This window comes from Glutamicibacter sp. NPDC090743 (genome assembly GCF_044769125.1).
Taxonomy (GTDB): domain Bacteria; phylum Actinomycetota; class Actinomycetes; order Actinomycetales; family Micrococcaceae; genus Glutamicibacter.
In genome coordinates, this window is sequence record NZ_JBIVXE010000002.1 from 389,263 (window position 1) to 410,791 (window position 21,529).

20 protein-coding genes are annotated in these 21,529 nt (G+C 63.1%); 11 read left to right on the plus strand and 9 right to left on the minus strand.

All coding sequences use genetic code 11. The features are described 5' to 3' along the window. The first annotated feature begins 227 nt into the window (after positions 1–227). From ACIQTS_RS05260 to ACIQTS_RS05280, 5 genes are all read left to right on the plus strand, one after another. Positions 228–1,139, plus strand: a complete 912-nt coding sequence (locus ACIQTS_RS05260; RefSeq protein WP_400289840.1) for a LysR substrate-binding domain-containing protein — start codon at positions 228–230, stop codon at positions 1,137–1,139. Continuing rightward, positions 1,120–2,241: a mandelate racemase/muconate lactonizing enzyme family protein gene (locus ACIQTS_RS05265; RefSeq protein ID WP_402471846.1), complete on the plus strand. Its 1,122-nt coding sequence runs from the start codon at positions 1,120–1,122 to the stop codon at positions 2,239–2,241. Before ACIQTS_RS05260 ends, ACIQTS_RS05265 begins: the two co-directional genes overlap by 20 nt. A 12-nt stretch (positions 2,242–2,253) precedes the next feature. Beyond that, the gene (catC, locus tag ACIQTS_RS05270; RefSeq protein WP_402471850.1) at positions 2,254–2,532 is read left to right on the plus strand and encodes a muconolactone Delta-isomerase; all 279 of its coding nucleotides are present in this window, start codon (positions 2,254–2,256) and stop codon (positions 2,530–2,532) included. Between the two features lie 193 nt (positions 2,533–2,725). Beyond that, positions 2,726–3,583, plus strand: a complete 858-nt coding sequence (gene catA / locus ACIQTS_RS05275; RefSeq protein WP_388024814.1) for a catechol 1,2-dioxygenase — start codon at positions 2,726–2,728, stop codon at positions 3,581–3,583. Between the two features lie 117 nt (positions 3,584–3,700). Further along, positions 3,701–3,853 carry a hypothetical protein gene (locus tag ACIQTS_RS05280; protein ID WP_332594567.1) on the plus strand — a complete coding sequence of 51 codons (153 nt, stop codon included), beginning with the start codon at positions 3,701–3,703 and terminating at the stop codon, positions 3,851–3,853. 153 nt (positions 3,854–4,006) lie between these two features. Here ACIQTS_RS05280 and ACIQTS_RS05285 read toward each other — a convergent pair whose 3' ends face one another. After that, positions 4,007–4,348, minus strand: coding sequence for a DUF1801 domain-containing protein (locus ACIQTS_RS05285; protein ID WP_402471853.1), 342 nt, complete (start codon positions 4,346–4,348; stop codon positions 4,007–4,009). Positions 4,349–4,601: 253 nt separating this feature from the next. On the opposite strand from ACIQTS_RS05285, the gene ACIQTS_RS05290 reads away from it, so the two are divergent. Both ACIQTS_RS05290 and ACIQTS_RS05295 read left to right on the plus strand, forming a co-directional pair. Then, positions 4,602–5,102, plus strand: a complete 501-nt coding sequence (locus tag ACIQTS_RS05290) for a hypothetical protein (protein ID WP_400289832.1) — start codon at positions 4,602–4,604, stop codon at positions 5,100–5,102. A gap of 151 nt (positions 5,103–5,253) precedes the next feature. Beyond that, entirely contained in the window at positions 5,254–6,813 is a 1,560-nt protein-coding gene (locus ACIQTS_RS05295; RefSeq protein WP_402471856.1) for a DUF222 domain-containing protein, read from the plus strand. 258 nt (positions 6,814–7,071) lie between these two features. On the opposite strand, the gene ACIQTS_RS05300 is transcribed toward ACIQTS_RS05295, so the two are convergent. From ACIQTS_RS05300 to benA, 6 genes are all read right to left on the minus strand, one after another. Further along, a complete protein-coding gene (locus ACIQTS_RS05300; protein WP_402472146.1) occupies positions 7,072–9,756 on the minus strand; it encodes a LuxR C-terminal-related transcriptional regulator in 2,685 nt (894 codons plus the stop codon). Positions 9,757–9,804: 48 nt separating this feature from the next. Then, positions 9,805–11,139 (minus strand): MFS transporter, encoded by a 1,335-nt coding sequence (locus tag ACIQTS_RS05305; RefSeq protein ID WP_402471859.1) that lies wholly within the window; start codon positions 11,137–11,139, stop codon positions 9,805–9,807. Positions 11,140–11,317: 178 nt separating this feature from the next. Beyond that, on the minus strand, positions 11,318–12,124 hold the full coding sequence (locus ACIQTS_RS05310; RefSeq protein ID WP_286134080.1) for a 1,6-dihydroxycyclohexa-2,4-diene-1-carboxylate dehydrogenase: 807 nt from the start codon (positions 12,122–12,124) through the stop codon (positions 11,318–11,320). Next, positions 12,121–13,656: a benzoate 1,2-dioxygenase electron transfer component BenC gene (gene benC, locus ACIQTS_RS05315; RefSeq protein WP_332594569.1), complete on the minus strand. Its 1,536-nt coding sequence runs from the start codon at positions 13,654–13,656 to the stop codon at positions 12,121–12,123. The genes ACIQTS_RS05310 and benC overlap by 4 nt, the downstream gene beginning before the upstream one ends. A gap of 78 nt (positions 13,657–13,734) precedes the next feature. Next, positions 13,735–14,265 (minus strand): benzoate 1,2-dioxygenase small subunit, encoded by a 531-nt coding sequence (gene benB, locus ACIQTS_RS05320; protein WP_105656489.1) that lies wholly within the window; start codon positions 14,263–14,265, stop codon positions 13,735–13,737. A 19-nt stretch (positions 14,266–14,284) separates the two neighbouring features. Continuing rightward, entirely contained in the window at positions 14,285–15,643 is a 1,359-nt protein-coding gene (gene benA / locus ACIQTS_RS05325; protein WP_400289825.1) for a benzoate 1,2-dioxygenase large subunit, read from the minus strand. A gap of 237 nt (positions 15,644–15,880) precedes the next feature. On the opposite strand from benA, the gene ACIQTS_RS05330 reads away from it, so the two are divergent. Both ACIQTS_RS05330 and ACIQTS_RS05335 read left to right on the plus strand, forming a co-directional pair. Then, positions 15,881–17,299, plus strand: a complete 1,419-nt coding sequence (locus tag ACIQTS_RS05330; protein WP_402471862.1) for an MFS transporter — start codon at positions 15,881–15,883, stop codon at positions 17,297–17,299. After that, entirely contained in the window at positions 17,268–17,693 is a 426-nt protein-coding gene (locus tag ACIQTS_RS05335) for a DUF1801 domain-containing protein (RefSeq protein WP_402471864.1), read from the plus strand. Before ACIQTS_RS05330 ends, ACIQTS_RS05335 begins: the two co-directional genes overlap by 32 nt. A 24-nt stretch (positions 17,694–17,717) precedes the next feature. Here ACIQTS_RS05335 and ACIQTS_RS05340 read toward each other — a convergent pair whose 3' ends face one another. Both ACIQTS_RS05340 and ACIQTS_RS05345 read right to left on the minus strand, forming a co-directional pair. Beyond that, positions 17,718–18,155: a hypothetical protein gene (locus ACIQTS_RS05340; RefSeq protein ID WP_400289823.1), complete on the minus strand. Its 438-nt coding sequence runs from the start codon at positions 18,153–18,155 to the stop codon at positions 17,718–17,720. 88 nt (positions 18,156–18,243) lie between these two features. Then, complete coding sequence (locus ACIQTS_RS05345) at positions 18,244–19,353, minus strand: hypothetical protein (RefSeq protein ID WP_402471866.1); 1,110 nt, start codon at positions 19,351–19,353, stop codon at positions 18,244–18,246. Positions 19,354–19,756: 403 nt separating this feature from the next. On the opposite strand from ACIQTS_RS05345, the gene ACIQTS_RS05350 reads away from it, so the two are divergent. Beyond that, positions 19,757–20,533: an electron transfer flavoprotein subunit beta/FixA family protein gene (locus ACIQTS_RS05350; protein WP_402471869.1), complete on the plus strand. Its 777-nt coding sequence runs from the start codon at positions 19,757–19,759 to the stop codon at positions 20,531–20,533. Between the two features lie 14 nt (positions 20,534–20,547). Continuing rightward, entirely contained in the window at positions 20,548–21,528 is a 981-nt protein-coding gene (locus tag ACIQTS_RS05355) for an electron transfer flavoprotein subunit alpha/FixB family protein (protein ID WP_400289819.1), read from the plus strand. Position 21,529: the final 1 nt, after the last annotated feature.

Consider the following 21,529-nt stretch of genomic DNA (forward strand, 5'->3'; position numbering starts at 1 on the left):
GTGGCCAAGTGGCGGCATGGGGCCACATGGGGCCCGTGGCAGTCCAGTGCCTCCCGGCATGATTCAAGCCTGGAAATCAATCGTTGAATACAGTGCGGCCCAGTCATTCATACTTGTAGACTCTCAATCGACCCAGAATAAGTATTTCACCCTCTTGGACCGCCGCGTTAGAGTTGCCAGCAAGCGTCTTCTGCGCATTCGACGCGCGGTCCGACGATCGGAGCACCATGGACACGAGACTACTTCGCTACTTTGTCGCCGTCGCCGAAGAACGCCATTTCGGCCGCGCAGCGGCGCGCCTGCATATCGCGCAGCCCCCGCTCTCCCAGCAGATCAAGCAGCTCGAAGAGACCCTGGATACCCAGCTGCTGATCCGCACCACGCGCAAGGTGGAACTGACCAACGCCGGCGAGCTGCTGCTGCGCCGCGGACGCATCCTGCTCGCAGAGCTCGACCAGCTCTCCCGCGATGTGCGCACCGTGGGCCAAGGCGCGCTGGGCGTGCTGCGACTGGGTTCCACCGGCAGCGCCACCTCGCGCATCATGCCCAAGCTCATCGAAGCCAGCTCCCAGCAGATGCCGGGCCTGCAGCTGAACGTGCAGGGCGAAATGCTCACCCCGCAGATGGTCGAGGGACTGGTCGAAGGACGCCTGGACCTGGCCATCCTGCGCCCGCCGGTGCGCGGCACCGAGGTGGACTACATGCTGCTGGACCGCGACCACCTGGCCGTGGCGCTGCCGCTGGGCCACCCGCTCGCCGCCCACGATGAGCTGGACCTGGAACAGCTGGCTGGCGAGAAGTTCATCTGCTACCCGCCATCCTCCGCGGTGAACAACATCATCATGGACTCCTGCCGCCGCGTGGGCTTCGCCCCGCAGATCGCGCAGGTGGCCAGCGAGACTTCCACCCTGCTCACCTTCGTCGCCGCGGGCCTGGGCATCGGGTTGCTGCCCACCACGCACTACCTGCCGCACAGCAACCGGATCACCTTCCGGCCGCTGCGCAACGCACCGGCAGTCGACCTGGCGATCGCCTGGAAGGCCGGCAACGAGTCTGCGCTGGTGCGCAACTTCCTGGAACTTTGCACATTGCTCAACCCCCTAGAAAGGCTGGACCCCGATGCGAATCCAGCGGATTGAAACAATCCCCTACGCCATCCCCTACAACCACCCGCTGCGCTTTGCCAGCGGCGAGGTGCACACCGCCGAGCACGTGCTCATCCGCGTGCACACCGACGAAGGCGTGATCGGCACCGCCGACGCCCCGCCGCGCCCGTACACCTACGGCGAGACGCAGAAGTCCATCGTCGCGATCGTGCAGGATGTCTTCGCCCCGCAGCTGATCGGCGTGGACATCATGGACCGCGCGAAGATCCGCCAGGTGCTGGATCGGACCATCCACAACCAGGTGGCCAAGGGCGCGCTGGACATCGCCGTCTGGGACGCCATCGGCCAGGCGCTGGGCACCCCGGTGCACAAGCTGCTCGGCGGGTTCACCGACTCGATGCGCGTGAGCCACATGCTCGGCTTTCGCCCGGCGCAGGAACTGCTCGATGAGGCCCTGCGCTTCGGCGAGCAGTACGGCATCACCACCTTCAAGCTCAAGGTCGGCCGCCGCCCGCTGGCGCTGGATATCGAAGCCTGCCGCGTGCTGCGCGAAGGCCTGGGCGAGGACGTGGAGCTCTACCTGGACGCCAACCGCGGCTGGAGTGCCAACGAGTCCATGGAAGTACTGCGCCAGACCGAGGGCCTTGGCCTGACCATGCTCGAAGAACCGTGCGATGCCAAGGAAGCGATGAGCCGCCGCCGGCTGGTCGAGCGCTCCCCGATCCCGATCGTCGCCGACGAATCGGTACCGACCGCCGGCGATGTCTCGCGCGAGCTGCTCTCTGGCGGCGCCAACGCGATCTGCATCAAGACCGCCCGTTCGGGCTTCACCGAAGCCACCGAGATCCTGGGCCTGTGCACCGGACTGGGCGTGGACGTCACCATGGGCAATCAGATCGACACCCAGGTCGGCTCGCTGGCCACCGTCACCTTCGGCGCCGCCTTCGAAGCCACCAGCCGCCGTGCCGGCGAACTGTCCAACTTCCTGGATATGGCCGATGACCTGCTGGCCGAACCACTGCAGATCGTCGACGGCCGCATTCCGGTGCGCACCGTGCCCGGCGTGGGAGCGGCGATCGACGAATCCAAGCTGGCGCGTTACCGCCAGGACCACGTGCTTTCCACCTCGAACTAAAGGAGATCCCCCATGTTGTTCCTCGCCCGTATGGACGTTGTTTTCCCGGACCACCTGACCAATGAGCAGGTCGCTGACTTCCAGGCCCGGGAAAAGGAGTACTCCGCAAGCCTGCAGCGCAGCGGCAAGATGCAGGGCATCTGGCGCGTGGTCGGCGAGTACGCGAACCACTCGCTGTACAACGTCGAATCCAACGATGAACTGCACGAAATCCTCAGCGGCTTCCCGATGTACCCGTACATGAAGATCGAGGTCACCGCGCTGGCCAAGCATCCGAATTCGCTGGCCTAGGACTTTTCCGGACCGGCGGATTCCCTCCGTGTCCCAGCCCACAAGCATTGATATTCAAAACGTTCCAATGACCGTCAAATGAGTATTTCACTTGGCATAGACGCTGCACTACATTGAATATCAATCACCCGGGATGATGGGGGTCACAGTATGGATCCGCATCCGCCACACCACATAATTTAGGGGAGTCACCATGACCACTGAAACTCCAGCAGACGCAACTGCAGCCAAGTCCGGCAACGCCGCCACCGACAGCTTCCGCAACTCCGGCAAGCTCGGCAGCATCGCGACCTCCACCGAGCGCGTGAACATGCTTGCTTCCAAGCTCGTCAAGGCCGCAAACGACATCATTCTCGAAGAGCGCGTGAGCTACGACGAGTTCAATGCCCTGAAGGCATGGTTGATCAAGGTTGGCGACGACGGCGAATGGCCATTGTTCCTGGACGTGTGGCTGGAGCACTCGGTGGAAGAGGTCGCCACCGACCACCGTGAAGGCAACAAGGGCTCGATCGAAGGCCCTTACTACGTCCCCGAAGCGCCTTCGCAGAACACCCCTGCCACCATCTCGATGCGCGAGGACGAGAAGGGCACCAACCTGCTCTTCCAGGGCCAGGTTCGCTCCACCGACGGCTCGGCGCTGAAGAATGCCAAGATCGAGCTGTGGCACGCAGACGAAGAGGGCTTCTACTCGCAGTTCGCCCCTGGCATCCCCGAGTGGAACCTGCGCGGCACCTTCATTGCTGACGAGGAAGGCAACTTCCAGATCAACACCATGCAGCCAGCCCCGTACCAGATCCCGACCGACGGCGCCTGCGGCCAGCTGATCGCCGCCGCCGGCTGGCACGCGTGGCGCCCAGCGCACCTGCACCTGAAGGTCTCCGCCGAGGGCCACGAGCTGCTCACCGCCCAGCTGTACTTCCCGGGCGATGCGCACAACGACGACGACATCGCCACCGCGGTGAAGCCGGAACTGATGCTCGACGTGCAGCCAGCAGCATCGGGCAACGGCAAGCAGGTCACCTACGACTTCGTGCTCGACCCTGTGAAGTAAGCCCCAGCGCGCCTCAACACGGCGGGGGTCCCGGCAGCATTGGCCGGACCCCCGCCGTTGCCGTACCCGGAACCTCGACGAACGGGCGAACACCCGCCAATCCAATGGGAGTGCAGCATGAATGCTTCAACACTGAACGATCCAGCCGGGAAGTTCCAGCCCCAATCCATCGCGCACCGAGCTGCCGATGCCAGTGAACCCCAGAACCACTGGGCCTGGACCGGATGGATGCCAGAAGAGGAGCACGGCATCTCGATGCTTGCCGCCTAGGCTTTTGCCCTCAGTACTACCGACGCAAAGCCGAAGGTCCCGACAGCAATGGCGCTGACGGGACCTTCGGCGCACTTGCGGACTGACTCCAGGCAATGCGGCTGCCTGCAGCGGGCGCACTGTTCATCTGGCGGCCAGCTAGCTTGCTCGGGATCAGCCCGCGGCCTTCTTCACCAGTTCCCGGATCCTGTCTTCCGTTGCAGAATCCAGCGAGGTGATAGTCCATGCAACTGGATGCATGTGGGAGCCTTCCTCGTAGGCTGGATTCACGACTTCTCCAAAACCGAAAGCTACGAAGTCCTTGTCAGGCTTGATGTAGCAGACGTCTTTGCCATCCCGGACGTAAAACGGAAGTCCCCAGCGGACGATCGGCTCCAGCGATGGTGCGCTCTGCATGATTATGGCGTGAAGCCGTTCGGCAATCTCGCGATAGGGTGCTGGAGCTGTGCTGAGCTTGGCCAGAACTGCGGCGTCGCCTTTTTTGGTGAAGATCATCCCTAGTCTCCTTCTAACGGTTGGCGCTGCGTTGCGGCGCTGGGTGGTATCGCTCGCGCGATCGCTTTGGGCTCCCGATCGGCACATAATGCACCTTACCGACTAAGGGCATCTGCTTCACGGATTCTTGCACTGGAATACAGACAGCTGGCATCAGGACAGCTTGATCGTGCAAGGACGTAGCACGGACGTCCAGCTCATACGCTTATTGGTTATCCCACCGAGTTGACTAGCGCACTGTTAGGCTACTGACATGCGTAAACTTCTAGCTATCTCCGGGTTCGCCATGATCGTGGCTTACGCGGCTTACGGCTCACTGCTCATGAACAATTGGGCCGTGACCGCAGCAAGTGGGCTTCCCCTCGATGAAACCATTTCCGAGATGGCCTCAATGGACCAGAATTACGACTCGCTTGGAGGGTGGGTCTTCGCAGCCATTGGATCCGCTCTCGCCATCTCCTGGCTCGTTCCGGTAGTTTCCGCCGGACGCAAGCTGCCCGCCTGGGCGGCTATCGGCGCATGGAGCCTGATCATTGCCTTAGGCGCACCGGCTTATTTCTTCGCTTCTTTCGCCAATATGAACTCGGTGGGCGACACCTTTGCCGATTGGAACGCCGATGCCGCCGCGGATCTAGACGCACCCCTGTACATGGCCAGCGTCCTCGCCTTTGCCATACTCGCAGCCATGGCAGCCCGTGGCATCCGAACTGCCTTCACCCGTCCGCCGCGCCCCCTGCATCCAACTAGCAACTAGCAACTAGCACGGCACCCATTACTACCTTCCCTGGTCTAGCGATTTTCGCGCCGGAATCACGCTTAATCGCATTCGCATAAACTTTCTAGAACTTATCCACAATTGGTTTCGAACCAGAAGATACTGTCGATAATCTGCGCGAACGTTAACTATGACTATTCCCGCATATCTAGACGATCACGACGATGAACATCGCCTTCCACTGCGCCCGCCGGGCACCCGCATGGAGTCGCACAGAGCGTCAGCACTCGACGCCCATCGCGAGCACCAGTTGTTCTTCGGACCCATCAAGCAGGTTGCTGACGAACTATTCAATGCGGGCCCCGTGGATGGGCCCGGAGACGCATTGGAACGCCTGAAGAAACTCCAACGCCTGATGAGCAGCGTTGAAGCCGCTATCTGCGTTTTGCTGGCAGACGGAGTCGAGCAGGTCAGCGCGTCCTTCAATGACCTGATTGCCACCGAGCATGCCCACACCCCAGACGAAGAAGCCGAAGCCAGCAAGAGTGCCGAATACTATGGCATAGACCGTGGCAGCGAGCAGGTCATCAACTCCAATTTCGTAGCTGAGTCAGCTGTCGCATTGCGCGAATCCGTCCGTAAAGTCAGCAAACGGATGTTCCATGCCAAGGGCTTGCGTCACGCCTGCAAAGCCACCCTTGCCGCGCTCGCTGCAGGTGAGATTACCGTTAAGGCCGCCCACGACATCGTCAAATACTCGCAAGACCTTTCCCCGGAGCAGGTCGGCCGCATGGAGGAAAACTTGCTGCCTCTGGCAAGAACAGCCTGCGACGAAACCGTCTACCAGCGGGCCCGTCGCTTTCACGACCGGATGAATCCCAATTCGGCAGAGAACCGGCAGAAGAACGCATTCGCAGCCCGTAATCTCAAGGTGTGGAATGAGGAGAATGGCATGGCTACCTTGCAGCTGCATCACCGAGCTGATGTCATCCATTCGATTCGCAACTCGATAAAGCAGGCAGCCGCCCAGATCACTGATTCCAAGGATCTGCGCACGCAAACGCAGGTTGAAGCCGATGTGCTTGCGGACGTGTATCTGCATGGCTGGCCCGGAATGGAAGGCATGCCGCTGAAGCCACGGGTTGCCATCACGATCCCAGCCATTGAAATGCTCGTGAATCCCGCTCGCGCCCTCGCTGATTTGGAAGGTTACGGGCCGATCCCAATCGGCGTAGCGTTGGAAATCGCCGCGGATGCTCCGTCGTTCCAGCGCGTTCTGACCGACCCATGGACGGGAGCCGCAATTGATGTGGAGCCCAAGAAATATCGGCCTTCCCAGGGGTTGCGCGATTTGCTGCGTTACCGCGACCAGCATTGCGGTTTCCCTGGTTGCCGCCGCCTGCCCGATCGTTCGGAAATTGATCACATCGAAGCGTATGGACAGGGCGGCCACACTACCCGGCAGAACACCCATCTCTTGTGCAAGCAGCATCAGATGTACAAGCACGCGCTTGGCTGGAAGGTCTTCGCTTGCCCGGATGGCTCCAAGACGTGGGTATCTCCGCACGGGCTGCGGTCAATCACGGTTCCCGAGAGCGTGGACAACGTGGAGAAATTTGATCATGTCAACGATCGTTGTCCTCAACGTCCCCAGGAGGCTGCGGCCTGCGAGGTGCAATTGACCCCCGAAGTGCGACGAGTACTGGGGCTCGGCCAAGATGAGGGCCTGCCCGGAACCGGAACCAGTTAGTGCCAGTACCTGATTTGGATTTCGAGTGATAAATTTTTTCAGTCACTAGCACCACCACACCACCCATACTTCGTAGGAGCAACGGCTTTGAGTCCGGTTGCAATGCTGGCCGCGGCCTGAATCAAGAATCCCGGCCGCGTTCGCTTCAAGCGATTCGTGCTGAATGAAAAAAATCTACAGTCACAGCGCGCAGGTCAACTCGAACTCCGCATGGTTTTGCTGCCCTCGGGAATGAAAATTTTTCTCAGTCGGAAGGCACTATCCCTCAAGGTCGAAACGCGCCAGCGCAGCAAGCTCAGTACGGTTTGAGACCGCCAGCTTCGTGTAGATCTTGGTCAGGTGGTATTGCACTGTCTTGGTGCCTATATACAGCTCTTCAGCGACACGTCGATTGCTTGCACCTTCGCAAACCAGCTTGGCCACGGCTTGTTCCTGCGCCGTCAGCGTCGACCAGTCAGCACTCTCCCTGCGCAGCATCCCGGTTCCGCTTGCCTGGAGCTCACGAGTGCAGCGGTCGATGTACACGGATGCATCGAAGTGCGTGAAAATCGCCAGCGCACGGGTCAACGGCGCAACGCATTCGGCTCGCTTGCCGGCTCGGCGCAGGCATTGCCCGTAGTAGAAATCAATTTTTGCCCGGTGGTAGACCGACCCGATGCCTTCCAAACGGCGGATGGCATCTTCAAAGGCCAAACGGGCTGCGTCGATATCACCGCGGGCTGCCAGCAAGGTGCCTTGCACGCTCAGGAATCGAGCGGCTCCGCTCTGGTGGCCTGAAGCGAGAGCACTCTCCAGCAACGGCTGTACGAATTTCTCTGCTTCATCCAGGCGTTCGCAACGGATTAGCGCCATGGCGTATGTATCCTGCCAGGTCCAGAAACCTGCTTGGTCGATGCCCTGCGTACGGTCCAGCCGAAGCAATGGTTCCAGCGTCCGCACAACCTCTTCATGGTTTGCCTGCGCCCGGGCAATCTCGGCCCGCGCCATCCGGTAAGGCATCTCCATAATGGCATAGCTGCCGGTGCGTGCCCACGACTTGCGAAGGTGCAGATCCGCCTGCTCCCAATTGCCGCGCAATGCGTGAATCTGCACCGCCGTCAGCTGGATCAGCGGACGCAGGATCTGGATTTCAGAACGCTCCTGCAGGGACTGCGCGGATCGAACCGTCTCCAGCGCTTGGTCCCAGTCGCCCATGAGGAATTCAGCGCGCGCCGACCAGGCTTTGGCCCACAGCGAGATGCGCAGGGAACCATCGCTGAAGTCCGTGGAGCTGGCTGCGGAGAGCTCGTGCCGGGCTAGCTCCACGCGATCGGTCGCGAGGTAGACCCAGCCCAGTGACATTTCTGCGCGCTGGCGCTGTGCTCCTGCCGGAAGGGTGGCCAGCAGGTCCATCAAGACCTGCTCCCCCTCATCAGGCCGGCCCATCATCGCCAGGCCGAGCCCTTGGATGGCTGCATTCTCAATGGCCAGCGGGCTGCCCACCTGGGCAAGGCGCAGCGATTGCTCAGCCCAGTCAATGATCTTCTGCCCCTTCAAACGGCACAGCGAATCGAGGACTTGGCGTTGGGCGATCGCGGCCATCACATCGTTGTCCTGATGCTGGACCGCGTTCTGCCAGGCACTGGACAGCCAGCGCTGCGCGGTGTTGGCGCGGCCTTGCAGGATCGAGATGTATCCGGAAAGCACGTCCCGTTCCGGACTGCTTTCCAAACTCGAAAGCTGATGCGCGAAGGTTTGCGCCCGCGGCAGCTCGCCGGCGGCGACAATCGCATCCACTGCGTTGAGCAGCAGGGAGTCGCGGCGCATCGGTTCCGGGGACAAGTGCATGGCCCTGAAGTACGCGGTAGCGGCCGAAGACCACTCGCCCCGCTTGCCTTGGGACCGCGCGTAGTCTTGCAGTTCCATCGACAAGCTGCCATCGGGCAGGATGCTCGCATCGGCCCGATGGCCCAGCTTGGCCCCCTGGTCCTCGACGATGTCCGCGGCACAAGCATGCAACCGGATGCGGGTGCTCAGCGGGATCTGATGGTAGACAGCCATTTGGGTCAATGCGTTCTCGAACCCGAGCCGCACCTTCCCGCTATGGCCGTGGGTTTGCGCCAGCGAGGAGTCGAGAATCTGCTGGATCGGCAGCAGCGGATCATCCTCGCCCACCAGCTTGGCGATATTGTCGATCCGGGCCTGCGCGCCGAGCACCGCAGCCGCTTCCAGCAGCGCCCGCGCCCGCGGTTCCAACCCCTCCAATAGCTCGATGACGTGCAACGACAGGGCGCGAGGGGCAGGCGGCCAGCGGTCGAACTGCTCCCAGCTGTGCTCCGGATTCTCCTGGGCCAGCTCGATGACCACCTGCAGGTTGCCCTCGGTGTAGTCCACCAGCTGCTCGACGGCCATGGGCGGCAGGTCGATCCCCGTCCTGGCGCAGATGATCTCGCGCGCATGCGTTGGATCGGGCACTTGAAGCTGCAGGATCTGCAATTGGCTGTCGGCCAGGAATTCACGGGTTTCCGGTGAAAGCCTGGCCAGGTTCTGGTCGCGCATCACCAGCACGATGAGTACCGGTTCATTGCACAAGCGCCGCCATGCGTAGTGCAGCGCCTGGAAGCTGAGGTCATCGACCCATTGCGCATTTTCCAGCACCAGCACACGGGGTTGCGGCGCCTCCCTGCGCAGGTATTCCAGCAAGGCCTCGCCCAGCGCCCCGGCCGAGCCTGCGTGGCTGCGTTGCAGCAACGGGCCCAAGGCGGCTCCGGGCTGCGCGGTTTCCCAGCGCGAGGCGGTCACCAGCTGCACCGATTGGCTGGCCAACCGGGTTAGCAGCGCCTTGATGATGGTGCTCTTGCCGCTGCCGCGCGGACCCTTCAGCACGGCCAGGGTACTGCCAGTTTGCTGGACTTCGCGGGAAAGGCCGATGAGCGCATCCTGGCCCTGCTGGGCACTGAGCATGGCGTTCACCAGCCTTCCTGCGTCGCCGCGTTGCGTTTCGATGTGCTGCTACTTCCCTGCTCCCGCGGCAGCCAGCTCTTCTTGCGCGCTGCGCTGCGCGGCCGAACGGGTCCTCGGGACGCAGGTGGTGACCAGCGTTCCAACGATAGCAACTGCGGCGAAGACATAGAATGCGGTTCCCGGGGAAACTCCCGCCGAAAGCAGCAGTCCGCCCAGCAGCGGGCCGAAGATCCCGCCCAGCCTGCCGAATCCGGCGCACCAGGCCACCCCGGCCCCGCGGGCGGCACTGTGGTAGTAGTTCGACACAAATCCGTAGATCAGCACCTGCGTGCCGATGGTTCCCACACCTGCCACTGCCACCAGGGACAGCAGCAAGCCCAGCGGGAGCTTGAGGGTCAGCAGCACCATTGCCAGCGCGGCCAGGAAGAAGGTCAGCGCCACGACCTGCTTGGGGCCGACGCGGTCGGCGGCCACCGAAGCCAGCAGCCCGCCGAAGACCGCGGCGAGGTTCAGCACCAGCAAGAAGAGCAGCGAATGGGACTTGCCGTAGCCTGCCTGCTGCATGATTTCCGGCATCCAGGTGTTCAGCCCATAGGTCAGCAGCAGTCCGGCGAAGCTCATCATGCCCAGCAGTGCGGTAGGCAGCGCGTAGCGCCTGGTGGCCAGCGCGGCGAAGCCGACACGTTCGGCCTTCAGCTGCCCGGCATCGGCGTCGCTGGGAAGTTCCAGCAGCATTCCGGTGCGCGCAGCCACCTCACGGGCTTCGGCCACGCGGCCGCGGGAGAGCAGCCACTGCGGGGATTCGGGCAGCTTGAACCAGGCCATCGGCAGCAGGAACAGCAGCGGCAGCGCGCCGATGAGGAACAGCCCGCGCCAGCCGATCACGTCGCTGAGCACCATGGCCAGCAGCGAGGCGAGCACGCCTCCGGCCGGCACGCCCGAGTAGACGATCGCGTTGTAGTAGTTGCGGCGGTTCTTCGGGGCGAACTCGGCCACCACCGCGCCAGCGGTGGCCACGATCGCGCCCACGCCCATGCCGGTGAGGAAGCGCAGGATGCCGAACCACAGGGTGTAGGAGGCCAGCGCGGTCAGTCCCATGCCGACGGAGAACCAGATGATGCCGGTGATCATCGCCTTGCGCCGGCCGATGTAGTCGCCGATCGCGCCGGTGGACAGCGCACCGACCATCACGCCGAGCAGCGCGTAGCTGCCCAGCAATCCGGCGGCGGCTTCATCGAGCTGGCCGAGCTGGCTGGGGTCCGCCAGCAGCGTGGAGACGATGGTTCCGAAAACCACCAGGTCGTAGCCGTCGAAGATCAGGGCGATGGCGGCGATCACCACCACCCAGCGCACGGCGCCATTGGCGGCGTTGCTGGATGTCATTGGGCTGGTATTCACGTGTTTTTCCGTTCGTTTGCGGTGACCGGGGAACCTCGTTGTTCCCCGGAAAATACGTGCCCGGCGCTGGAAGCACGGCCGGGATGGTGCTGGATGGAACAAACGGCCCGTGATCACGAGCCGTTTGTTCCATGGTGGTGCGTTTGCGGTGCCGGGACTGCCGCTAGCCGAGGTCTCCTCCGGCCACCGCGAGGGTGGAACCGGTGATGTAGGAGGCCTCATCCGAGGCCAGGAACACGATGGGCGCCGACTGCTCGTCCAAGGTGCCGTAGCGCTTGAGCAAGGTGGAGTCCACGGTCTGGTCCACGATGGCCTGGTACCAGGCTTTTTCCTGCTCGCCGGTGGGCGCCGGCCCGCGCTTGACTACCCGCTCAGGGGCTTCGGTGCCGCCCGGCGCGGTGGCGACCACGCGGATGCCCAACTCGGCGCCCTCCATGGCCAGCGCCGAGGTGATGGCCTTGACCCCGCCCTTGGCCGCCGCGTACGGGACGCGGTTCATGCCGCGGGTGGCGACCGAGGAGACGTTCACGATGGTTCCGGATCGGGCCTGGACCATTTCCTCGAAGACCGCACGGCACATCCACAAGGTCGGGAACAGCGATCGCCGGATTTCCTTTTCGATCTCCTCGGGCGCGTAGTGCTCGTAGGGCTTGGCCCAAATGGTTCCTCCCACGTTGTTGACCAGCACGTCGATGCGTCCGAACTGGTCCTTCGCGGCGGTGACCGCAGCCAGCGCGCCCTCGTAGGTTTCCAGGTCGGCGGTCACGCTCAGCGCGGTGGCGCCGTCGGCGCGCAGGGCCCCGGCCACCTCGTGGATCAGCGCCGCGCGGTCCACGAGCACCATTTCCCCGCCCTCGGCGGCGATGCGCCGGGCCACGGACCAGCCGATGCCCTGGGCGGCGCCGGTGACCATGACGACCTTGCCGGCAAAGCGGCCCGGATGGAAGGACTCGGGCAGCCCGGCGCTCACTGGGCCGCTGCCTTGGAAGCGGCGGCCATGGTGGCCTTGGCGTGCTGGTTGTGCGCGGTGATCGCTGCGCGGGCAGCGGCGATGTCCTGCTTCTCGAAAGCGGCGACGATGCCCAGGTGGTCGGCGTCCACGGCCCCGTCGATCCAGTGCTCCTGGCGCAGCACGGCGGCCATCAGCGCCGGCACGTCCAGGCGGCGGTAGGCCTGCAGCAGGTGCTCGTTGCCCACGGCCTTGAACAGGAATTCGTGGAAGGCGTCATTGGTGACGGTGAATTCCTCGGCGTTGATGAACTTCTCGCCGTCCAGGGTCTTGCCGGCCAGTTCGGCCAGGACCTTGAATTCGCCCAGCTGGCCCTCGGCCAGCTTGCCCATGGTCAGCTCGACGACGGCCAGTTCCAAGGCCATGCGCGCATCGAACTGGGCCTCGAAGCTGGCGTGCTCCTCGCCGATTTCGTAGCCCTGGTCGGCGGCGGCTTGCGCGGCGGGGGCCTCGGCAGCCGGGGCGGCAGGCTCGGCGTCCGGAACGACGGCCAGCGCGAACTTCTCGTAGTAGAAATTCTGCGGCTTGAGGCCTTCGGCTTCCAGGTGGCGGCGCACGCCCTCCACCATCGGAGGCGGGCCGCAAAGGTAGATATCCACGTCGCCCTCGGCCAGGTGCTGCGGCTCGAAGTGGTTGGTGACGTAGCCCTTCTTCTGTGAAGCGCTGTCCGGGTCACCCACCACGGTGTCGAAGCTGAAGCCCGCGATGCGCTGGGTGTAGTCCTGCAGCACATCGAGTTCGACCAGGTCGATGTCGGTGTTCACGCCGTAGATCAGGTGCACCGGGTGCGGGTTGTCCATGCCGGCCAGCTTCTCCAGGATGGCCAGCAGCGGGGCCAGGCCGGTGCCGCCGGCGAGCAGCAGCGATTGGCGCTTGGGTTCGCGCAGGAAGAAGCTGCCCATCGGGCCGGTGAAGGTGATGCGGTCGCCCACCTGCGCGGTATCGCGCATGTAGGTGGACATCAGACCGCCGTCGGTGATGCGGATCAGGAAGGAGACGATGTCCACTTCCGGGCCCGAGCTGAAGGAGTAGGAACGGGTTTGCCCACCGGAGCCGGGGACCTCGATGTTCACGTACTGGCCCGGCAGGAAGGAGAGGTCTTCGCGCTTGTCCACCTCGAGGCTGAAGGCGTAGGTGGTTTCGGAGATGCGGCGGATCTCGCTCAGCGTGGACTCGAAGGAGGTGGCCGAGGTCTTGGCGACATCCGAGGTGGTCGGGATCTGCAGCACGAGGTCGGATTCGGGGACCATCTGGCAGGGCAAGCAGTATCCGGCCTCTGCCTCGTCGTCGGTCAAGGCTTCTTCGATGTAGTCGCCGCCGTCGTACTTGCCCGACTCGCAGAAGGCCTTGCAGGTGCCGCAGGCGCCGTCGCGGCAGTCCAGCGGGATGTTGATGCGGGCTTTGTAGGAGGCATCGGCGACGGTTTCGTTCGCGCCGACCTTGATGAAGCGGGTGATTCCGTCTTCAAAGGCGAGGGCTACCTGGTGGGACATGGCATGCTCATTTCACAGGATTCGGGGATGGGCGATTCGGCGGGGCCTGCACTGGCCCCGCCGCCCAATGGGTGTCGCTTAAATGTGGTAGATGTCCACGACGTGGTGGATGTAGTCGTTCTTCAGGACGACCTTCTTCGCGGTGATCACCGGCGCGGTGCCGGAGTAGTCGATCGTGTAGAACGAGGTGCCGAAGTAGGTGTCCACGTTCTGGTAGCGGTAGTACAGGGTGAACCAGTTGAAGCGGATGTCCACCTTGTCGCCGTCCACGGCAACGATCTCCACGTTGGTGATGTTGTGCCCGGTGCGCGGCTCGGGCAGCGAGGTGGCCGAGGAGCGGTCGGTCTTGATGCGGAAGACGCGGTCTTCCAGGCCGCCGCGGTTGGCGTAGTAGATCAGCGAGATCTCGCGCTGCGGGTCTTCGGTCAGCTGCTCGTCATCGGCCCAGGCCGGCATCCAGAAGGTGGCTTCCGGGTGGTAGCAGTCCAGCCAGCGGTCGAAGTCCCGGTCATCGAGGAAGCGGGCTTCCTGGTAGAGGAACTGCGCGATATCCGCGGTGGTGACTGCGCCGTTGGAAGTCGGCGCCTCGGTCAGTGCGATGGTGCTCATCTGTCTTGTCCCTTCGGCCTTAGTTCTGTGCTTCGCGTTCGTTATCCACGGCTTGGCGCATGGTCTGCAGCCAGTAGCCGTGCTGGATCGGGTACAGGCCCTCGTCCTCGGTGCGCGCTCCGGAGGAGATGGGCTTGAGGCCCACCTTGTCCGCGTTCTCATCCGGGCCGGTGATCTGGTGGACCTGGCCGCGCGAGAGGTCATTCCACTGCGCCGAGGTGGCCAGGTAGGTCTTCTGGCAGGAGCGGAATTCTTCCAGGTCATCCGGGGTGGCCATGCCCGAGGCGTTGAAGAAGTCCTCGTACTGGCGGATGCGGGCCGCGCGCGCGGTGTCCGATTCGCCCACCGGGGCGAAGCAGTAGATGGTCACCTCGGTCTTGTCCACGGAGATCGGCCGGAAGACGCGGATCTGCGAGCCGAACTGGTCCATCAGGTACACGTTCGGGTACAGGCACAGGTTGCGCGAAATGCCGATCATCCAGTCGGCCTTGGCTTCGCCGAACTTGGCGACCAGCTCGTCGCGCTTCTCGGCCAGCGGGCGGTTGGCCGGGTCCAGCCATTCGGTCCACAGCAGCAGGTGGCCGTGCTCGAAGGAGTAGTAACCGCCCTTCTGCTTGTCCCAGCCGCCGGCGTCCATGGTCTTGGTGTCGTTGGAGGATTCGCCGTTGGCGCGGCGGGCCTGGGTGGCGGCGTAGTTCCAGTGGGTGGCCGAGACGTGGTAGCCGTCGGCGCCGTTCTCCGCCTGCAGCTTCCAGTTGCCGTCATAGGTGTAGGTCGAGGCGCCGCGCAGCACTTCCAGGCCTTCTTCGGACTGGTCAACCATCATGTCGATGATCTTCGTGGCCTCGCCCAGGTGCTCTTCCAGCGGCAGGACATCGGCGTTCAGCGAGCCGAAGAGGAAACCGCGGTAGTTCTCGAAACGGGCGACCTTGGTCAAATCGTGGGAGCCGTCCTTGTTGAACTGCTCCGGGTAGCCAGCTCCCCGCGAATCCTTGACCTTGAGCAGCTTGCCGGAGTTGTTGAAGGTCCAGCCGTGGAACGGGCAGGTGAAGGTGGTGCGGTTATCGGTCTTGCGCCGGCAGAGCATGGCTCCGCGGTGGCTGCAGGCGTTGATCAGCGCATTGAGTTCGCCCTGCTTGTTGCGCGAGATGATGATGGGCTGGCGGCCGATGTTGGTGGTGTAGTAGTCGCCGATGTTCGGGATCTGGGACTCGTGGGCCAGGTACACCCAGTTGCCTTCCCAGATGTGCTTCATTTCCATCTCGAAAATCTCTTCGTCGGTGAAGATATTTCGGTTGGCGCGGAACTCTCCGGTTTCCGGGCTGTCAACCAGCGCGTTATCCAGCAGGCTGGATACCTCGTTCAGGGTCTCGGTCATGGCGTGGTGTGCTCCGTCCATTCAATGCTCGTTTAAAGGGGAAACCGCTGCAGCCGGTTTGCATGGATTCAACCTTGGCAGAAAGTGCGGGCGGTCACACTAGGGTTATGCCTAGGCTTGGGCTAGGCATCTGACCACTATGTTTTCGATCGTCTGAATTCACACCTGTTGCCTATCAATGCATCGGCGTATTCTTTTGCTACGACCACCAGCCACTTTTTCGAAGCAGGCTTGCCCATGCGCGATGAAGGACCCCCTGATCTCCCGCCGGCCCACGGCCAGAACCCCGAAGTTCCGCCGCAGGGCCAGCGCTCTTTCATGCACATACTGGTCAACACCGCCGTCGCGAACCTCACCACCAGCTACCTGTGGTTCGCGCTGACCTTCTGGGTGTACCTGGAGACCGAGAACGTCATGGCCACCGGCATCATCGGCGGCGCATTCATGCTGCTGATCTCCGTGTTCTCCATGGTTTTCGGGACGATCGTGGACAACCACCGCAAGAAATCGGTCTTCGTCTTCTCCGCGATGATCACCGCTGTGGCCTTTTCCCTGGCTGGGCTGATCTACCTCTGGCTGCCCACGAAGGACATCCTGGATATCGGCGGATGGCAGTTCTGGATCTTCTGCCTGGTCATCCTGTTCGGCGCGATCGTGGAGCAGATGCGGGGCATCGCGCTGTCCACGACGGTCACCTTGCTGATCCCGGTCGAGCGCCATGCCAATGCCAACGGGCTGGTGGGCACGGTGCAGGGCATCGCCTTCATCATCACCAGCGTGTTCTCCGGGCTGTCCATCGGACTGCTGGGGATGGGATGGACGCTGGCCATTGCCATCGTGATGGTCGTGGTCACGATGCTGCACCTTTTGGGCATCTCCATCCCGGAGGAGGAACCGGAAAAGGAGGAGGGGCGGACCAAGACCAGCGACCTGCGCCTGGGCTTCACTACAGTGATGGCCGTCCCTGGCCTATTCGCGCTGATCATCTTCTCGATGTTCAACAACTTCATCGGCGGCACCTACATGGCGCTGATGGATCCCTACGGGCTGACCATCATGCCGGTCGAAGCCTGGGGCATCACCTTCGGGCTGGCATCCACCGGCTTCATCATCGGCGGCTTGGCCATCGCCAAGTTCGGCCTGGGGGCCAACCCGATCCGCACCATGCTCCTGCTGGTTGCCGTCATGGGATTCCTCGGCGCGATCTTCACCATCCGCGAATGGACGTGGCTCTATGTGCTGGGCATCTGGCTCTACATGATGCTGATCCCGGCGGTGGAAGCCTCGGAGCAAACGGTGATCCAGAAGGTGGTCACCTTCCGCCGCCAGGGCCGGGTGTTCGGCTTCGCCCAGATGATGGAAGCCGCCGCGGCGCCGATTACCGCTTTCCTGATCGCGCCGATTGCCCAGTACCTGGTCATCCCCTTCATGCGCTCGCCAGCGGGCGACGACCGATTCGGCTGGCTGGTGGGGCAAGGCCAGGCCCGCGGCATCGCCTTGATATTCTTGGCCGGCGGGCTGATCATGATTGTGGTGGCGCTGCTGGCCATGGGCACCAGCCAGTACCGCAAGCTGTCGACAATTTTCCAGGCCGAATCACCTGGAGCACCCGAGGAGGCATCACTTGCCAACAAGTCAGAAGACCCTTCCAACTGAGGCCAGTGTGGAGGAATTCATTGAGGCGGCAACCCCGGCCAAGCGCCGGGTTGACGGCCACGAACTGGACGGAATCTTCCGCGAAGCTACCGGCGAGCAGCCGGTGATGTGGGGGCCGAGCATGGTGGGCTACGGAAGCTACACCTATATCTCCCCTGCCAATGCGCGCACCACGGGCATCTGGCCTAAGACCGGTTTCTCGCCGCGCAAGGCCCAGCTCTCGCTGTACGGGCTGAAGGACCTTCCCGAGGGCGCCCAGCTCTTGCCGCAGCTGGGCAAATACACCGAGGGAGCCGGTTGCGTGTACGTGAAGAAGCTGGAGGACATCGACCTGGAGGTGCTGCGGAAACTGATCTCCATCGCTGCCTCGCGGCAGGACGACCAAGCTCGATAGTCTCCAAGGGCTTCGCCCCGCCGCCTAGTTCGCCACGGCGGCCAGCCGGGCTTTCCTGAAACGCCTGAAAATTGCCCGCCCGCCTGCAACTGCTCCCAGCGCAATTGCCACCGCACCCGAGAATAGCGAGACGGCCATGGGAAGCTGCGGGCTGGCGGAATCCGGGAAAGCGTCAAAGAGCAGTAGCGTCCAGAAAAGGCCGGGAACCACCCCGGCGGCCAGGGCGCTGAAGCTGAACACCAGAGCGTGCAGCCAGTGCTCGGTTGCGCTTCCCAGCCATGCCATCACGCCGGCAACTGCCAGCCATGGAAGCAGCGGGAACGCCAAGGGCACCCACAGGTCGGGTTCGGACCACCATGGGGCATCCGCGATCAGCGGATCCACGATCAGCAGCAGCACCGCAAAGAGGATCCCGCTGGCTGCAGCCAGCCAGCTCATTGGCCAACTGATTTTCTTGCCCATTAGCGATTGCCTGCTTGCTACTAGCGAATATCTTCCTAGGTTGGATGATACCCGCAGACTGGTGCCTCTGCGGGTATCATCCCCTGCCTTATTCGGCTTCTTCGAAGAAGGCCTCGACCTCTGAGATGCCGGCGGAGATGACCGGAACCAGGCGCTCGTCGATGCTGTAGCGCTCGCCGTCCTTGGAAATCAGACCGTAGCCGACCAAGGAATCCATGGCGATGCGGGCTTCTGGAAGCACGGCATCGTAGATCTTCGGACCGCAGTTGCGGCGCAGGCCCTCCAAGTCCCCTTCGCGGCCGGTGGATGCGGTGACCAGCAGGTTACGCAGCACCAGGTAATGGGCTTCATCCCGCAAGGTGACATCGAAGGTCGGGTTCAGGTGCGCCTGGACGCAGCCGACAGCCATCTCGAAGAGCAGCTGCGCGCTGCCCGCTTCCTCGCCGGCAACCAGCAATTCGTAGGCGTCCGGATCCGTGCGCAACACCGATCCTTCCGACTCCACGACGGACATCCGGCCGGCGCTCCAGATGTAGTTGAAGGCTAGTGGCGCCGGGCCTTCCGGGTCGAAGGTTTCGGCGTCCAGGCCAACGGCAGTCAATACCTTGGCGCGCGGCGCTTCGGCTGCTGCACTGAAGTCCTCCATGTCCACGCCTTCGGCCACTGCCTGGGCATAGGCCTTGACCTGGCTGAACAGCTTGGTTTCGCGCAGCAATCCGCATAGCTCCGCGTCGCCCTCGGCAAAACCGTTGAGCGTATCTTCCAGCATCTCGCGCAGGGCTTCGAGGTTCTCCGCAGGACCCTGCCAGAGCATGCGCTGCTCGATGAAGCTGAAGTACTCCAGCCATGTGGTGAAGATCGGCTCCGGAGCCAAGGATTCCGGCAGGTTGCCCAGGTGCTCGGCCAAGGTCTCGCCGAAGACATCGATGTCCAGGTCGAACAGGTTCGAGCTGCGGGCGTTCTCGGCGTACTGGCCTGCGATCTGCCCGATGACGTCCAGCTGCATGCCCGCTGCCTGCGCCGCCTGCTCAGGCGAGAAGGCAGGAACCTGCTGCGCTACCCAAGTTGTGTAGTCATGGCGAAGCGCATTGATCTGCTGTTCAGCCTGGATCAGGAACACGCTGCGACCGCGTGCTGCCGCCTTGGCAGGATTTCCTGCGCCCGAGTTCTTCTTGCCTTGACGCTTTTTGCTGGCCATGAGCCGTCCTTTGGTTCCGAAATTGGTCTCTGGTTAAAGCCTACGGTGCCCGCCCGAAGCCGGGCGAATAGCGCGATGCGGCTCACCTGCATGGAAGCGTGCCCGGGTGACCCCGCCGGACCGTGGACCTTTGGTGTTCAAGGTGCTCACTTGCTGTTTTCTTGTCCACTTTCATTGACCAATGGCGCTGAATCCGACAAGATGAACAGCAAAGACAGACGTAGCCTGCGACACAATGCTTTCAGCTCTGCAGAAAATCTGCGCCGTGGCCTATTAATGAACTTGGATTTCCTAGTAGTTTCGGCGGGGGGCCGCTTCAGTGGTCCGCGAAGCCCCGGATCATTGGTGATTTCCAGCCATCGGATGTCCTGGCAGATGCTACTGCGATAAGAGGGAGAAAATAATGAAGATCGCGGTTTTGATCAAAGAAGTCCCAGATACCGGAGAGGACCGCCGGCTGGATCTGGAGACCGGCCTGGCCGACCGTGCCGCTTCAGAAGTGGTGCTCGATGAAATCGGCGAGCGGACCTTGGAAGTTGCGCTGAAGCATGCTGATGCGAACCCTGGAACTGAAATCACCGTGCTGACCATGGGCCCGGATTCAGCTCAGGCCACCCTGCGCAAGGGCTTGGCCATGGGCGCTGCCAGCGCCGTGCATATCAGCGACGAGGAGCTTCTCGGCGCCGATCTGGTCCTCACCGCGCAGGTCCTGGCGGCGGCTTTGCGCCGAGGCAGCTACGATCTGGTCCTCACCGGCAACATGTCCACCGACGGCTCCGCGGGCATGCTCCCGGTCATGCTGGCCGAGCTGCTTGATCTTCCGGCGGCGACCTCGTTGTCCTCGGTAGAAATTGCCGACGGCGCGATCAGCGGATTGCGCGAGCTGGATGGCGCTGCCGCCCAGATCAGCGCTCCATTGCCAGCGGTCGCTTCGATCACCGAGGCATTGCCAGATGCCCGCTTCCCGAATTTCAAGGGCATCATGGCCGCGAAGAAGAAACCGGTCGAGTCCCTGTCCCTGGCCGATTTGGGCGTCGAGTCCCTGCCTGCGGATACTGCGCGTTCCATCATGGTTTCGGTGGCTCAGCGCCCGCCCCGCACCGCCGGAACTGTCATTGCCGATGACGGCGATGCCGGTAACGCAGTGGCCGAATTCCTCGTCAAGAACAACCTGGTGTGAGCGGAAAGAAAACCATGACTTCCTTTGCTTCTGATTCAATTCTTGTTTTCCTCGAGACCACGGCCACTGGAACGCTGGCCAAGAACCACGCGGAACTGCTCGGCGCCGCCTCTGCCGTGGGCACCCCGGTAGCGCTTGTCGCCGCTCCGGCCGGATCCCTTGATTCACTGGCGGCGCAAGCCAGCGAGTCTGGCGCCGCGCAGGTACTCACCGCCGCCGTCGACTCTCCAGTGCTGACCGCGCCGATGGCTGACGCGCTGCAGCAGGCCTTCGGGCAAATCCAGCCACAAGCCGTGCTGCTGGGGCATACCCTGGCTTCGCGCGAAGTGGCCGCACGCTTCGCGGTGCGCCACCGCTTGGCGCTGAGCGTCGATGCGCTCGGTGTTTCGCGTGATGACCAGGGAATCATCGCAGCCCACTCGATCTACGGCGGCGCGTATTCGACCCACAGCGCCCCGACCTTCGGCGCGCCGGTGATCACCGTGCGCGTGGGCAGCATCGAAGAGCGTGCCCAGGCCCAACCGGCGAGCGCGATCCCGCTGGAAGTAGCCGCCAGCGGCAAGCCGGAGGTCGAGGTCAAGGAACTGAGAACGGCCGAAACGGCATCCACCCGTCCCGAGCTGCGTTCCGCGGCACGCGTGGTCTCCGGTGGCCGCGGGTTGGGCAGCGCGGAGCAGTTCGACCTGGTGCACCAGCTGGCCGATGCCTTGGGCGCTGCCGTGGGCGCGTCGCGTGCGGCGGTGGATGCCGGATACGTCGAGCATGCCGCCCAGGTGGGCCAGACCGGCGTGGCAGTTTCTCCCCAGCTGTACGTGGCACTGGGCATTTCCGGAGCCATCCAGCACAAGGCGGGCATGCAGACCGCCAAGACCATCGTCGCCATCAACAAGGATGCCGATGCGCCGATCTTCGAGATCGCCGACTTCGGCGTGGTGGGGGATGTCTTCAAGGTCGTGCCCCAGCTGATTTCCGCCTTGGAAGCACGCAAGGCCTGAT

What these genes read in the sequence shown, in the direction of transcription:
- benC (WP_332594569.1), bottom strand. Translation starts at nt 13,656, where the DNA reads ATGTCCCACCAGGTAGCCCTCGCCTTTGAAGACGGAATCACCCGCTTC.
- ACIQTS_RS05265 (WP_402471846.1), top strand. Translation starts at nt 1,120, where the DNA reads ATGCGAATCCAGCGGATTGAAACAATCCCCTACGCCATCCCCTACAAC.
- ACIQTS_RS05345 (WP_402471866.1), bottom strand. Translation starts at nt 19,353, where the DNA reads ATGGCCAGCAAAAAGCGTCAAGGCAAGAAGAACTCGGGCGCAGGAAAT.
- ACIQTS_RS05305 (WP_402471859.1), bottom strand. Translation starts at nt 11,139, where the DNA reads ATGACATCCAGCAACGCCGCCAATGGCGCCGTGCGCTGGGTGGTGGTG.
- ACIQTS_RS05295 (WP_402471856.1), top strand. Translation starts at nt 5,254, where the DNA reads ATGACTATTCCCGCATATCTAGACGATCACGACGATGAACATCGCCTT.
- ACIQTS_RS05260 (WP_400289840.1), top strand. Translation starts at nt 228, where the DNA reads ATGGACACGAGACTACTTCGCTACTTTGTCGCCGTCGCCGAAGAACGC.
- catA (WP_388024814.1), top strand. Translation starts at nt 2,726, where the DNA reads ATGACCACTGAAACTCCAGCAGACGCAACTGCAGCCAAGTCCGGCAAC.
- benA (WP_400289825.1), bottom strand. Translation starts at nt 15,643, where the DNA reads ATGACCGAGACCCTGAACGAGGTATCCAGCCTGCTGGATAACGCGCTG.
- ACIQTS_RS05285 (WP_402471853.1), bottom strand. Translation starts at nt 4,348, where the DNA reads ATGATCTTCACCAAAAAAGGCGACGCCGCAGTTCTGGCCAAGCTCAGC.
- ACIQTS_RS05280 (WP_332594567.1), top strand. Translation starts at nt 3,701, where the DNA reads ATGAATGCTTCAACACTGAACGATCCAGCCGGGAAGTTCCAGCCCCAA.
- ACIQTS_RS05340 (WP_400289823.1), bottom strand. Translation starts at nt 18,155, where the DNA reads ATGGGCAAGAAAATCAGTTGGCCAATGAGCTGGCTGGCTGCAGCCAGC.
- ACIQTS_RS05355 (WP_400289819.1), top strand. Translation starts at nt 20,548, where the DNA reads ATGACTTCCTTTGCTTCTGATTCAATTCTTGTTTTCCTCGAGACCACG.
- ACIQTS_RS05300 (WP_402472146.1), bottom strand. Translation starts at nt 9,756, where the DNA reads ATGCTCAGTGCCCAGCAGGGCCAGGATGCGCTCATCGGCCTTTCCCGC.
- ACIQTS_RS05290 (WP_400289832.1), top strand. Translation starts at nt 4,602, where the DNA reads ATGCGTAAACTTCTAGCTATCTCCGGGTTCGCCATGATCGTGGCTTAC.
- ACIQTS_RS05330 (WP_402471862.1), top strand. Translation starts at nt 15,881, where the DNA reads ATGCGCGATGAAGGACCCCCTGATCTCCCGCCGGCCCACGGCCAGAAC.
- catC (WP_402471850.1), top strand. Translation starts at nt 2,254, where the DNA reads ATGTTGTTCCTCGCCCGTATGGACGTTGTTTTCCCGGACCACCTGACC.
- ACIQTS_RS05350 (WP_402471869.1), top strand. Translation starts at nt 19,757, where the DNA reads ATGAAGATCGCGGTTTTGATCAAAGAAGTCCCAGATACCGGAGAGGAC.
- benB (WP_105656489.1), bottom strand. Translation starts at nt 14,265, where the DNA reads ATGAGCACCATCGCACTGACCGAGGCGCCGACTTCCAACGGCGCAGTC.